Origin of the sequence: Roseibium sp. (assembly GCF_965229775.1) — a bacterium.
Classification (GTDB): Bacteria; Pseudomonadota; Alphaproteobacteria; order Rhizobiales; family Stappiaceae; genus Roseibium.
The window spans coordinates 3,257,177-3,271,176 of sequence record NZ_OZ245929.1 but is presented as its reverse complement, the minus strand read 5'-3'; the positions used below and the strand labels follow the sequence as shown (position 1 = coordinate 3,271,176).

10 protein-coding genes are annotated in these 14,000 nt (G+C 61.2%); 5 read left to right on the top strand and 5 right to left on the bottom strand.

Features of this window, described 5'->3' with window-relative positions:
- The first annotated feature begins 59 nt into the window (after positions 1–59).
- Entirely contained in the window at positions 60–2,819 is a 2,760-nt protein-coding gene (locus ACO07N_RS14860; RefSeq protein ID WP_421981760.1) for a cation:proton antiporter, read from the top strand.
- Between the two features lie 30 nt (positions 2,820–2,849).
- Here ACO07N_RS14860 and ACO07N_RS14855 read toward each other — a convergent pair whose 3' ends face one another.
- From ACO07N_RS14855 to ACO07N_RS14835, 5 genes are all read right to left on the bottom strand, one after another.
- The gene (locus ACO07N_RS14855) at positions 2,850–3,644 is read right to left on the bottom strand and encodes a mechanosensitive ion channel family protein (protein WP_421981759.1); all 795 of its coding nucleotides are present in this window, start codon (positions 3,642–3,644) and stop codon (positions 2,850–2,852) included.
- A gap of 432 nt (positions 3,645–4,076) precedes the next feature.
- The gene (locus tag ACO07N_RS14850; protein ID WP_421981758.1) at positions 4,077–5,594 is read right to left on the bottom strand and encodes an ankyrin repeat domain-containing protein; all 1,518 of its coding nucleotides are present in this window, start codon (positions 5,592–5,594) and stop codon (positions 4,077–4,079) included.
- A 191-nt stretch (positions 5,595–5,785) separates the two neighbouring features.
- Entirely contained in the window at positions 5,786–6,649 is an 864-nt protein-coding gene (locus tag ACO07N_RS14845) for an SDR family oxidoreductase (RefSeq protein ID WP_421984433.1), read from the bottom strand.
- Positions 6,650–6,705: 56 nt separating this feature from the next.
- Positions 6,706–7,449 carry a crotonase/enoyl-CoA hydratase family protein gene (locus tag ACO07N_RS14840; RefSeq protein ID WP_421981757.1) on the bottom strand — a complete coding sequence of 248 codons (744 nt, stop codon included), beginning with the start codon at positions 7,447–7,449 and terminating at the stop codon, positions 6,706–6,708.
- A gap of 16 nt (positions 7,450–7,465) precedes the next feature.
- Entirely contained in the window at positions 7,466–9,247 is a 1,782-nt protein-coding gene (locus ACO07N_RS14835) for an acyl-CoA dehydrogenase (RefSeq protein WP_421981756.1), read from the bottom strand.
- Between the two features lie 217 nt (positions 9,248–9,464).
- Between ACO07N_RS14835 and ACO07N_RS14830 the strand changes: the two genes are divergently transcribed.
- The 4 genes from ACO07N_RS14830 to ACO07N_RS14815 all read left to right on the top strand — a co-directional run bounded on the left by ACO07N_RS14830 (position 9,465) and on the right by ACO07N_RS14815 (position 13,886).
- On the top strand, positions 9,465–10,460 hold the full coding sequence (locus ACO07N_RS14830) for an L-threonylcarbamoyladenylate synthase (protein ID WP_421981755.1): 996 nt from the start codon (positions 9,465–9,467) through the stop codon (positions 10,458–10,460).
- A gap of 559 nt (positions 10,461–11,019) precedes the next feature.
- Positions 11,020–11,949, top strand: a complete 930-nt coding sequence (locus tag ACO07N_RS14825; protein WP_421981754.1) for a histone deacetylase family protein — start codon at positions 11,020–11,022, stop codon at positions 11,947–11,949.
- A 122-nt stretch (positions 11,950–12,071) separates the two neighbouring features.
- Entirely contained in the window at positions 12,072–12,320 is a 249-nt protein-coding gene (locus ACO07N_RS14820; RefSeq protein WP_421981753.1) for an exodeoxyribonuclease VII small subunit, read from the top strand.
- A gap of 444 nt (positions 12,321–12,764) precedes the next feature.
- Positions 12,765–13,886 carry a helix-turn-helix transcriptional regulator gene (locus ACO07N_RS14815; protein ID WP_421981752.1) on the top strand — a complete coding sequence of 374 codons (1,122 nt, stop codon included), beginning with the start codon at positions 12,765–12,767 and terminating at the stop codon, positions 13,884–13,886.
- The last annotated feature ends 114 nt before the right edge of the window (positions 13,887–14,000 follow it).

Sequence of the window (14,000 nt, the reverse complement as noted above, 5' to 3'; positions counted from 1 at the left end):
GGTTTATGGAAACACCATTGATTACAGGCGCATTCGCGCTTTTATTGATAACAATCTCATTGCTGCAACCGCTGGCCCGGCGGCTCGGTCTCGCGCCGAGCGTGCTGCTTGCGATCGTCGGGACCCTGATCGGCATCTCGGCCACCTATCTGTTCTACACGAACCATACCAACCGCTTCGACGACTTTGCCGAGATCTTTGCCGATCCGCCTCTGAACTCGGAAATGATCCTCTACATGTTCCTGCCGTTGCTGCTGTTCCAGACAACGATCACGCTCGATATCCGCAGGATCCTGGAAGACATCGTTCCGATCCTGGTGATGGCGGTGCTGGCGGTTTTTGTCGCGACCGGATTCATCGGTTTCGCGCTCTATCCGCTGGCATCGGTCTTCCTGTCGCCCGAAATCACGCTGATCGTGTGCCTGCTGCTCGGCGCGATCGTTGCGACCACAGACCCGGTGGCCGTCGTCGCCATATTCAGGGATATCGGCGCGCCTGCGCGGCTCGGCCGGATCGTCGAAGGCGAGAGCCTGCTGAACGATGCCGCCGCGATCGTGATCTTCGTCATCCTGCTCGGCGTTCTGACACAGCACGAGACGATCACCGCGAGCGAAGCGGCCATCGCCTTCGGCAGATCCTTCATCGGCGGACTGGTCGTGGGTGCGATCCTGGCACGCGTGGCGGTCAGTCTGCTGACGCTGATGCGCGACCTTCCGCTGGCCCAGGTTACTCTCAGCCTTGCCCTTCCCTACGGCACATACGTGCTGAGCGACCAGTTCGCGGACGTTTCGGCCGTTGTCGCCGTCGTGTGCGCGGGCACGATCTTCAACCTTTACGGACTGTCGCGCATCCAGCCGTCGAACTGGCAGTTCCTGCATTCCGTCTGGGAGCAGCTCTCCTTCTGGGCGGCCTCGCTGATCTTTCTTCTGTCCGCCATCCTCATTCCCAAGCTGGTGGGCGGATTCGCGCCCATCGACATCCTGTTGCTGGCCGTCGTGATCGTCGCCGCACTGGCCGCGCGTGCGCTGGTGATTTTCGGGCTCCTGCCGATGATGAGCCTGTTCGGTGCGGGACAATCCGTCAGCAACAAGTACAAGACTGTCATCCTGTGGGGTGGCATGCGCGGCGCGGTCACGCTGATCCTGGCGCTCAGCGTTTCGGAGCACGCGGTCCTTAATGCGGAAGTGTCCGGCTTCGTCACCAAGCTCGCCACCGGCTTCGTTCTCTTCACGCTGCTTGTCTACGGCACCAGCCTGAAACCCCTGATCCGTCTTCTCGGCCTGGACCGGCTGAATGCAAGGGACGAAGCGCTCAGAACGCAATTTCTTTCGCTCGCGATGCTGGATGTGCGCTCGGAACTCGAAAGCGCCGCCAAGAGCTACCACATCGACGAACGGGTCGCCTCGGGGGTTCTGAAGGGCTACGAGGACCGGGCAGCGGCAGCGGCCTCCGAAACGAACAAGCTCGAGGAACTCTCGGACTGGGACCGCGTCCGGATCGGCCTGATTGCGCTGGCCGACCGGGAGCAGCAACTCGTGCTCGAGCACTTTCATGAAAAGACGATCTCGGGACGCGCGGTTTCGCGGTTCCTGACCCTGACAGGACAGATCGGTGACCTGACCCGAAGCGATGGCCGCGCAGGCTACAACAAGGCGACCCGGCAGCCCCTGAAATTCGGCTTCGGCTTCCGGTTTGCGCAGACCCTTCAGAGGCGCTTGCGGATCGCGCGGCCGCTGGCCAACCAGCTTGCCGACAGGTTCGAGTTCCTGCTGATCTACAGGATCCTCGCCGACGAATTGATCGACTTCAACAACCGGCGCATCCGGCCGCTTCTGGGGGAACGCGTCGGCGACATTCTCAACGACACGCTGTGCCTGCGGCAGGACGAAACGATCCAGGCCATCGATGCGCTGCGCCTCCAGTATCCGGACTATGCGGACTCACTTGAGCGCCTGTTCCTGCTCAAGGCCGGCGTGCGACTGGAAGAGACCGCCTATGACGACGCCAAGGAGCAAATGCTGATCGGCACGGAACTGCACCGCGATCTTCTGCGCGACGTGGAAAGCTCCAGAAAGACAAGCCACACACGGCCAACGCTGGATCTGGGCCTGAAGACACGTGATCTCGTGAGCGCGCATCCCCTGTTCAAGGATCTTCCCGGCAAGCAGCAGAAGGCGATCCGCCGGATGATGCGGCCGCAGTTTGCCACGCCCCGCGAGAAGCTGATCCGCCGCGGCGACCGGGGCGATGCCGCCTATTTCATCGCATCCGGCGCGGTCGAGGTTCAGGCGCCGAGCCACACCGTTCGTCTCGGACGCGGAGACGTCTTCGGGGAAATCGCGCTCATGACGGGTGGACGGCGCAGCGCCGACGTCGTCGCGCTCGGCTATTGTCAGCTGCTCAGCCTCGGCGCCCATGATTTCAAGTCTCTCATGGACCAGCATCCGGACCTGCGCGACCATGTCGTCGCGCTTGCCGAGATGCGGCAGCTGATGAACACCGACATGGCGGAGCACGAAATAGAAGACCCGGTGGTGCCGCAATTCGCTTCCGAAGATCCCCCGCAGGACGCTGAAGAACAGGGCGAAGCAACCGGCGGCGACGGCAATCCGCCCAGCACAGCCGAAGAGGCTGCGAGCCCGGCAGATGCGGATGGGGAAACGGTCGACATCGAGGTCACGGAGGAAATCAAGGTGACCGAGACAATCACGGTTTCCAAGGGCAAGGACAAGACCACGAACGAGCGTGCGCCGGTTGCCGCCGCCGAACCGGAAACCGCGCCGGAAACGGATACAAAAAGAGAGACCGCCTCGGGTTGAGGCGGTCTCCCTGCAAGTGGCTCAAACCGTTTATCCGGCCTTCTGGATCTCGACCGAATGCGGATAGGGGATCGAAACGCCGCCGGCATCGAAGGCTTCCTTGACGGCCTTGAGCATGTGGAATTTCAGTTCCCAATAGTCTCCCGCCTCGCACCAGAGGCGAACGCCGAGGTCGACGGAACTGTCGCCGAGATTGGTGACACGCACCCAGGGCTCTGGGTCCTTCTGGACGCGCTCGTCCGCGTTGGCGACATCCAGGATGATCTGGATGGCCTTGTCGGCATCGTCGCCGTAGTCAATGCCGAAAGTCAGATCGAGACGGCGTGTGTCATGCGCCGAATAGTTGGTGACGACCGCACCCCAGGCCTGGCCGTTGGGCATGATGATCTGGACGTTGTCGGGTGTCACGAGTTCCGTGACGAAGATATTGAGATCCTTGACCGTGCCCGACGTGCCGCCGATGTCGACAAACTGGCCGATCTTGTAGGGACGGAAGATGATCAGCATCACCCCGGCGGCCACGTCACTGAGCGTTCCCTGCAGCGCCAGGCCGATGGCCAGTGTACCCGCGCCGAGTACGGCGACAAGGCTGGTGGCCTCGATACCGAAAAGCTGAAGGATCGCAATCAGCGTGACCAGCAGGATCAGCCAGCGGACGATGGACGCGGCGAAACCGCCGATCGTGTCGTCGATCTGCGGATGGCTGACAATCCTGCGCCGTACCAGCCCGGAGACCATGCCCGCCACGATCCAGCCGATAATGAGAACAACGACTGCTTTCACCGCATTGATTATCAGTGGCCCATAGGCGCCAACCTGATCCATTGCACTTTCCATGCGATCCCCCTTTTTGGATACAACCCGACCGAACTCTCCCGACTAAACTCCAGAATTTTGAACGCGTCAAAACAATCGGCGCTTCGACCCACTGCTGTCCGGTTTAACCCGCAGTTCATCTAGCTAGGCGGTCCTCAGTCAATGAACTTGTCATTCCGGCTGAAGCGCAGCGGAAGGCTGGAACCCAGTAACCACCTGTTTCTCCTTCATCTTTCAACCTTCGGCCACATGGAGTACTGGTTCCCGGTCTTGCCGCGCGTGCGGCAAACCGGGACGACAAATCGAAGAAACAATTCCGTATTGCGATCATGCGACGTACGGAATTATTATGTTTCCTCAGGGACATAAGTTCGACAGTACTTTGTGAACCGGACAGCAGTGGCTTCGACCACAGATTGGTGCGGCCGCCCGCACCTGTTCCTATGGATGTGCGTCGCGCCAGTCTTCCAGGAACTGAACCATGTCCTCGTTGCCGCAGCCCGATATGAAATCGGGATAAAGCACGCTGCCCGCCTCCAGCAGCAGCCGCGCACAGGACATGTGGTCGGCTTCTGCGCGCCTGGGGGCGAATTCGGACCCGTGTATCACCGTATCGAGGGCGTCGCCGCCGTAGTCGTTCTTGCGCGTCAGATCCGGACTGAGCGTGAGAAAATAGGCCACTTCCTCGACAAGCCCGTTCCAGCCAGCCACATGCAAAGGCGGCAGGCCCATGCTGTCGGGCACATCCGGATCGAGGCCGGCCGTCACCAGCCGCTTCATGTGATCAAGCTTGCCCGGGATGAAGGCCAGCCGGGTCAACAGGCCCTTGTCTTCCTCGCTCAGACCGCCGAGATCCAGCATACCGGGCACGTCCGCCCCGGACGCGCAGGCCGCCAGGACGCGTTCATTCCCATTGAGGGGGGTGGCAAACCCCTTCCCTGCCAGATGGTCCGCAACGGGAAGATTGCCGTATAGGCAGGCCATTGCATGGGCCGTGTGGCCATCCCACACCGCGTTCGGATCGGCGCCGAATGTCAGCAGCAGGTCGACCACCTCGACCGAAGCGCCACGCCGGGCCGCCTGGTGCAACGACGGGATCGTATTCATGGGCAGACCGCTCGGATGATCGGGCACGGTCAGGTTCGGGTCCGCGCCCGCCTCCAGGAGCATCCGAACCATCTCCAGGTTGTCGAAATCGAGTGCCCTTGGAAGCGCGTTGGTGCCATCGGGTTTGGCGCCGTGTTTCAGGAGCAGCGCCAAGGCCCGCGTGTGCCCGAGTTCGGTGCTGTGGTAGAGGCTTTCGTCATCATTCGGATTGGCACCCTGTTCCAGAAGCCATTTGCCCAGCGCGTAATTGTCCGCATGGCACATCGCTCCATAAAGCGCGGACAGCTTGTAGTCACCATCGGGGTCCGGCGAATAGCCGTCATCCACGTCGGCGCCTCCCACGCGCAGCAATTCCGCGATCGCGAGCATATCGCCGGATTTGTCCGGGCTGCGATGGATCTCCTGTGAATAGGCAAGGTGCAGCAGCGGCGACCTGATGCCGACCTTGCGCGTCGCCGATCCCGGATCCGCCTCGATCGCGCGGCGGACACCGTCCAGGTCGTAGAGCGCGACCTTCAGACCCAGATTGTCGTCCTTCAGGTCCGGCTCATCCTTCAGCAGGCGCTCCGTCACCCAGTGCTGGCCGAAGTAAAGCGCGACCTTCAGACGCTCGGCCTTTTCTTGCCGATTCATGGCGCGGCTTTCAACGGCGAATTTGAGCTTCGGCCAACTGTCCTGCCCGGCCTCGCGGGCAATGACATGCAGAAAATCCGCGTGTCTGAGCGGCCTGTCCCCGCTCACATGCGCGGACACGCGCGCGGCGGCGTCCGCATCGCCTGCCGCGTGTTGCTTTCGCAACCGGCGCGCAGCCTTCTTGTGAGCGTCAAGTTCCGGGGGAATGCCGTTGGTCATGGCTTTTCTCCTGTTCGTACCGCCCGGACGATCCGCTGGTTTCGGGCGCAGGTGAAAAACCGGCTATTTGCATCTGGTGTCAGGGTGCTTTCGCTGTCCGCGGATCCGGTTGCCGCCCTCATCGGCCCGGAAAGGCTGCCTGAACGGGCTCACAATTGCAAGCCCGCTGCGTCGCTCAGCGGCGTCGCCCGTCAGGACTTTGCCGGTCCGAGATCCGCCGGGGCGGGAACGTCGTCGGGGACAAAGAAGTCCGGCGCCAGCGACAGGCTCGAATCGACCCGATAGGCATCGAAATCGGTAACGCCGCGGCTGGCAAGGAAAGTGTCGTCGATCAGGAACTGGCCGGTGAAGTCCTTCGACGGAGAGGAGAAGATCTCATGGGCGGCATCAGCGAGAATGTCGGGCGTCCGGCTCTGCTGCATCATCTTGTCGCCGCCGATGATGTTCTTGATCGCAGCCGTTGCGATGGTGGTTCTGGGCCAGAGCGCGTTGACGGCAATGCCCTTGGAGCGCAGCTCGCCGGCCAGGCCGAGAACAACCAGGCTCATGCCGTATTTCGCGATCGCGTAGGGCGTGAACGGCGCGAACCATTTCTCCTGCATGTCGAGCGGCGGCGACAGCATGAGAATGTGCGGATTTTCGGCATTCTTCAGGTGCGCGATCGCGTGTTTGCAGCAAGCCAGCGTGCCGCGCGTGTTGATCTGGTGCATCAGGTCGAAACGCTTCATGTCGGTCTGCTCGACAGGCGTCAGCTGGATAGCACTGGCATTGTTCACCAGGATATCCAGGCCGCCGAAGTGGACTGCCGTCTTGTCTATCGCTGCTTTCACCGCTTCATCGTCGCGAACGTCCACTACCAGCGGCAGGGCCTTTCCGCCGGCCGCCTCGATTTCCTCGGCCGCCGTGTAGATCGTTCCCTCGAGCCTGGGATGCGGTTCCGCCGTTTTCGCAGCAATGGCGATGTTGGCGCCGTCCCGTGCCGCTCTGAGCGCTATTGCCTTGCCGATGCCGCGCGAGGCACCCGTGACGAACAGTGTCTTGCCCTTCAGGGACATGCTTGTTTCCTCCGGAAAGTTGCCGTTGTGACCGGGTTCCGTGCCTGAACGCCCGGTCACGCCTTTTTCTTGGTCATGAAGGCCTGGAATGCCGCAATGGTTTCAGGCGCGGTCAGCCGGTCGGCGAAAATGCTGATTTCTTCCTCAACACGCTCCGACAGCGCGCCGGTGTTGCCCTTGAGAAGCTGTCTCGACAGGGCCATCGCCTCCGGCGGCTTTGCCGCGATCTGCTTCGCGCAGGCAAGCGCCGTATCGTCGACATTGTCATCGACGATCTCATTCACCAGTCCCAAACGCTCCGCCTTTTCCGCGGTCAGCGGATTGCCGAGGCACAGGAGTTCGAATGCGCGTGCGTGCCCCATCAGCTGCGGTCCGAGCAGGCTCGAACCGGCCTCGGGCACAAGCCCGAGATCGACGAACGGAGAGCGGATAAATGCGCGCGGACTGGCAAAGACCATGTCGCAATGCATCAGCAGCGTCGTGCCGACACCGATGGCGAGCCCGTCAACCGACGCGACCAGCGGCTTCTGCGTGCGAACGAGAGCCCGAAGGAACCGGACCACCGGCGTTTCAGACACCGCAACCCGTCCGGCATATTGCAGGAAATCGCCGATATCATTGCCGGCAGTGAACACCTCCGGCTGGCCGCAGATCAGATGGCAGCGGATATCCGGATTCTCGTTTCCGGCTTCCAACGCATCGGCAAGATCGGTGTACATGGCGCCCGTCAGGGCATTCTTTTTCTCCGGCCGATCGAGGCGCAGGGTCTGGACGCCCTCGTCCAGGCTAGTGCGGATCATTGGTCATTCTCCCGTCTCAGGATGCCAGCGCTTCAGGGTCAAACGCCTTGATCGCGTCCGCGGACAGAACGATGTCCGATTTCAATCCACCGGTCTCGCCCAGCACCGTTTCGCAGAAACTGCGCGCGAGCAAGGTTCTCTCGGCCTGCCGTTCGGCCGGTTCTTCCGAGGAGCGGAGCGCGCCCCTGGCGAGCAGGGCACCACCCAGGGCAAGACCCGCGACCCGCAGATAGGGGGTTGCGCCGGAAAGCGCGTCCGCCGTGCGTCCGTCGGCAAGGGCGGCAAGCATGTAGCCGGTCGCCTCCTCAAGGTCCCGAACGCTCTCACCCAATCGTGCGGCGGTCGCCCCGAATTCCGGCCGGTTGGAGGTGGCAACCTCACCGGCGACCGCCTTCAGTTCGGCAATGAACCCCTTGATGTGCTCACCGCCCGATAGCGGCAGCTTGCGAAGCACAAGGTCAATGGATTGTATCCCGTTGGTGCCCTCGTAGATCGGGGCAATGCGCGCATCGCGCAGATGCTGGGCCGCGCCGGTCTCCTCGACATACCCCATGCCGCCATGGATCTGGACACCGAGCGAGGCGACCTCGACGCCGAAATCGGTGGAAAGCGCCTTTGCGATCGGCGTCAGCAGGCTGGCGCGTTCGTTCCAGAAAGTCCGCCCTGCTTCGTCTTCACTGACATTGGCCATATCGATCGCGTGGGCGCAGGCATAGCAGATCGCACGGGCAACCTGCGTCTTGGACTTCATCGTCAGGAGCATGCGCTTGATGTCCGGATGGCGCGCGATCGGGCTCATGCCCTCGCCGCTGTCACCCGGCGCCCTGCCCTGTTTCCTGTCGATGGCATAGTGAAGAGCCTGCTGATAGGCCCGTTCGGCAACACCCAGCCCCTGGATGCCCACGGCGAGGCGGGCGTTGTTCATCATTGTGAACATGCAGGCAAGACCCTTGTTCTCCTCGCCGACGAGCCAGCCGATCGCCCCGCCTTCGTCGCCATACACCATCGTGCAGGTCGGTGACCCGTGGATGCCCAGCTTGTGCTCGACACCGGCAACGCGGACATCATTCCGCGCGCCAAGCGAGCCGTCCTGGTTGACCAGGAACTTGGGCACGAGGAACATGGAAATGCCCCGGGTCCCCGCCGGCGCATCCGGCAAACGCGCCAGAACCATGTGCACAATGTTGTCGGTCAGGTCGTGATCGCCATAGGTGATGAAGATCTTCTGGCCGAATATCCTGTAGGTGCCATCGTCGTTGCGTTCCGCCTTCGCCCGCAGCGCATTGAGGTCCGAGCCCGCCTGCGGCTCGGTCAGGTTCATGGTGCCCATCCATTCGCCCGACACCAGCTTGTCCAGATAGGTCGCCTTCAGGTCGTCCGAGGCATGTTTTTCCATCGCCTCGACCGCGCCGATCGTCAGCGTCGGTCCGATTGCAAAGGCCATGGAACCGGAATTCCACATTTCCATTGCCGCCGCGGAGAGCATCTGCGGCAGGCCCTGACCACCGGATTCCACATCGGCCGACAGGCCGTTCCAGCCCCCCTCGATCCAGGCATGGTAAGCTTCGCGCCAGCCGGGAGGCGTGCTGACCGTGCCATCGCGCAAGGGCGTGCCGTGCTTGTCGGCCACCGCATTCAGGGGCGCGATTTCCTCCGCAGCGAAACGGCCGGCCTCGTTGACGATCGCATCGACAAGGTCATCCCCCAGTTCGGAATGGCGTGGATTTTTCTGCAAATCACCGAGGCCGCACACATGCCTTAGTGTAAAAACGATCTCGTCGACGGGTGCGCGATACATTCAGGTCCTCCCCAGAACCGCCCGGCCTCTTTGCCGCCAGTCATTCTGTGTTTTCTTCGTTCGACGCTTGACGGATGCAGTGCTTGTCCGCAAAAGGCGCTTGAAACATTTCGGGACTGGACAATAGACCAGTTGACGTTAACGTCAACCCATGTCGCTACGGCAGGTCACCCACATTTCACGCAACAGGATTTGCAAAACGGGCAAAGTAGACTGAATGCAGCACTGGACCGTCAATTTGAAGAAGCCTGAGTGGCAGGATGCTCCTGAAGCGCCTGACGTCTGCGCCGCGCTGACCGCGGGCGAGCTCGTCGCCGTTCCGACCGAGACAGTCTACGGGCTTGCCGCCGACGCCACGAATGGTATCGCCTGTGCGAAAATCTTCGAAGCAAAGGGCCGCCCGCAATTCAACCCGCTGATTTCGCACGTACCAAGCCTTGAAGATGCGTGTCTTAACGGCCGGTTCGACGCGCTTGCGTTGCGCCTGGCCGAGGCTTTCTGGCCCGGCCCCTTGACCCTCGTCGTGCCGAAGACCGAAGGCTCACCGATCTCGGACATGGCGACGGCGGGGCTGATGACGGTGGCCCTGCGCGTCCCTGCGGGTCCCGTGATGCGGTTTCTTGCCGAAAGAACCGGCAGGCCTCTCGCAGCCCCAAGCGCCAACCTGTCCGGCAGGATCAGCCCGACCCGCGCGCAGGACGTCATTGATGATCTCGGGGAGGCACTGAGCTTCGTCGTCGACGCCGGACCATGCCGTGTCGGAATTGAATCCACCATCGTCGGCATCGTGGACGGCAGGCCGAGGCTGCTGCGTCCGGGCGGGATATCGCGCGAGGAGATTGAAGATGCCCTGGGCACAAGCCTGCTCGCCGCCGCACCCGGCATGCGCCCCGATGCCCCGGCCGCTCCGGGCATGCTCGCCTCGCACTATGCCCCGAACGCGTCCTTGATCCTGAACGCGCAGGAGGTCACGCGCGACGATGCGCTGCTCTCATTCGGTCCGGAGCGAATTCAAGGTGCCGAGCGCGCCCGCATGGAATTCAACCTGAGCCCCGATGGCGATCTGGCGGAAGCGGCGGCCAATCTGTTTCGGGGAATGCGAACGCTGGACGCGAGCATGGCCGGCACGATCCGGGTGCAGTTTATCCCCAGCTTTGGGCTTGGTGAGGCAATCAACGACCGTCTCAAGCGGGCCGCTGCGCCGCGTCCATGATATCGATAACCAAATACGCCTGCCGCCAGCGCCGCCTCCGTTCCCCGGCGGCGCGTGATGCAATTTTCAGCTGCATCAAAAAAAGGCATATATTTCAGCGTTTCCCGGCTCAAACGCGCGTCACAAGTTGAAGCCCGGACCAATGAAGTCAAGGTCCGGGATCAACAAGTTTCCAATATAACAGATAAACGAAAATCAAGTTTACAACTGCAATACACGCAAGAAATGAAGTCGGATTTTTGCGTGCGCAGCTTAACGTTTCGCGAGTTATCAACACCGACCTTTGGCGGATTACGGTAAAAAACTCGCATTCCCTTACGAGAATCACGTAACCTTACTCACACAATTGAGATGCAGCGGACCTCCCCTCGGGCATTGCGGTGCTCGCACCTTTGAACAGGCCGGCAAGAAAGCCGGCCTTCTTTTTTTGTTTTGGGCCGCGTTTTCGCTTTCCGGACAAACCTTCGCTTCATGCGACCTATCATCAATTGACAGCACCGTTTCAGACCTTTCTGATGGGCTTGCTCAATCCAAAACATAACTTTCCGGAAACGCCTCTTTGTCTACGCTCCTCCTGCACCATCCCTGCTATCTCGATCACCTTACTCCGCTCGGACACCCTGAAAGGCCTGACCGGATCAGGGCGATCGACAGGATCCTGGAACACGAGAAGTTTCAATCTGTTGAGCGGGATATCGCCCCGATGGGCACCGTCGAGGATATCGCGCGCGCGCACCCGATGGGGTACGTCGACCAACTGCACCGGCTTGCACCCGATGAAGGCGTTGCGCGGGTCGATGCGGACACGACGATGTCGCCCGGAACCTGGGAAGCAGCGCTCAGAGGGGTCGGAGGCGCGTGCCGCGCAGTCGACGAGGTCCTTTCAAAAAAGGTCAGCAACGCGTTTTCCGCCTCCCGCCCGCCCGGACACCATGCGGAAAAGGAGCGGGCCATGGGGTTCTGTTTCTTCAACAACGTGGCGATCGCCGCGCGCTACGCTCAGGCGAAGCACGGGGTCGGCCGCGTTGCAATCGTCGATTTCGACGTGCACCACGGCAACGGAACGCAGGACATCTTCTGGGACGATGGCAGCGTGATGTATTGCTCGACCCACCAGATGCCGCTCTATCCCGGGTCCGGGGCCGCGTCGGAAACCGGTGAGAAGAACACGATCGTCAATGTGCCTCTCGCACCCGGTGAGGACGGCCCGGCATTCAAGGAGGCTTTCGAGGTTGCCGTACTGCCGCGCCTCGACGATTTCCAGCCGGAGCTTGTCATCATCTCGGCCGGGTTCGATGCGCATGCGCGCGACCCGCTCGGCGGCCTCAACCTCGTTGAAGCCGATTTCGCCTGGGCGACGCGGGTCCTGATGGATGTTGCCGACAGGCACAGCAACGGGCACGTCGTTTCGGTCCTTGAAGGCGGCTACGATCTGGAAGGCCTGGCCCGGTCGACAGCGGCCCATGTCATGACGCTGATGACCGGCTGAAGGTCGTCACGCCAAAAAATTCGCCGGGGATCAAAGGGGGCAACTTCACATTCCCGGCTTGACCTTTGTGCTCCGTCCCGCGACTTTCCAGATACTGTCCGGCTTCAAGAGGGAACGCACCGATGAGTGACGCTTCAACAGACATTTCCGAACTGACTTTCGAAGATGCGCTCCGGCAGCTGGAAACAATCGTGCGCGAGCTCGAACAGGGCAACGTTCCACTTGAACGCAGCATCGAGATGTATGAACGCGGCGATGCACTGCGCAAACGGTGTGACACCTTGCTGAAGTCCGCGGAAGCGAAGGTCGAGAAAATTCAGCTCGGACAGGACGGCAGCGCGCGCGGAACGACCGAGCTGGATCCGCAATAGCGCAGGCGTCTCAGCCCCGAATTCCGGCGGATCCCCGAGCTCTCGGGCGGCTCTGACGTCGCCTTCATTCTCTGATAGAAAGTGGCCCGGCCCCGGGTTTCGCTTCGCCGCAGTGTGAGCAGGATCGCGGACGCATACCCGCCGGCAAACAGCTTCCCATTCGCCGTGCCGTTTCACTGCCTCCGAGAGCGGCAGACCGCCGCGAGTACCTGTGCCTACCCCAATCAAAGCCGCGCTCAGGACGCTGCAAATGCGCTTCTATTGCCATTTTTCGCACAAATTGATAGTAATATTTACAAGTATAATAAATCTTTATGTAATATTTAGTTGACGCTTTGGACAATGCCATCACTTAGCAAGACAGACGAAGCAGATCTACTTTTACGAGTACTGGAATGCGCAACACACTCTGACGGATGGGCCTCCATTCTGGACTCGATTGACTTGAAGCTGAACTGCATTTCTTTCCTGTGCGAATTCGCGCAGGGCGGCGGGCCGACCTCGAACTTCGATGGCGGGCGGTCGTCGCAGCGACTGAACAACGTGTTTTTTCCGCGACCGGCAAAGGGGAGCGACGAGGCTGTGAAGTTCCTGCTGGAAGAAGCAGAGCTGCGCTTCCCGTATTGCAAGACCACGCTGAGCAAGGGCGACTTTGGCAGCAACAGACCTGTCACAGGGTCACAGCAGCCCGTCGGCGCCCGCGCCGGAAACACTTTCGACGGACCGGACGCCGACGCCCACGCGGCGGATACCGCCGGGCTGGTCTCGCCCCTGATGCGGGATGAAGGTTCGACAATCCTGTTCGGATGCCTGTTCAAGGAACACACGACCGAGACCATTGACGTCGAGGCTGCACACCGGACGTTCCGGACACTCACGAAGGTTCTGACGCCGGGCATCGACGCTTTCTTCCGGACCGAGCGGCACAAGGCGAAAAACCGGATCCAGGAAGCACTCCTTATGGGGTCGGCATGCCCGACGGTGTTGCTGACCGGGGACAAGGAATTGCTCGGACATTCGGCGTCCGGACTTGAAAAACTTCTGGCGACCGGAAGCGTGCGGTTCAATGCCTCCCGGTTCGAGTTCAAGAACAAACAACTGGAGACCGCGTTTCAGGACGTTCTCGGCGCATTTGACAGCAGCGGCGAACCCGCAGTGAAGCAGGCAAACAGCCGCGAGCCGGTCAAAGACGAAACCGGCGATCATTCCGTCTGTCTTGAAGATCCGGACGGCCGCCTGAAACGCATTACGATCAAGACCGTCCCCGCCACTACCGCACGAAATGGCAACGGGAGCGGCCCCTGGATCGTTCTCCAGATCTTCGAGACATCAGACCTACCGGAAGCGCTGGAGACTGTCCTGCAGGACCGTTTCGAGCTTTCGCATTCGGAGGCCCATCTGGCGCGCCACCTGACGATGAGCGGTTCCATCAACGATACGGTACGGGACCTCGGGATAACGCGAAACACGGCCAAGACCCATTTGCGGCGCATCTTCGACAAGACGGGCGTCAATACGCAACTGCAACTCGCAAGGCTGGTTCACGGGATCTCGCGCCTGTTCTGAAATTCGGAATGTCCGGAGACGTCTTGCTGCGCGGAAATGTCAGTCGGTCTCTTGCTCAGAGCCAACTGGGCGGCAGCCACAAAAAGGGGCCGCGAAATGCGACCCCAAGTTGAT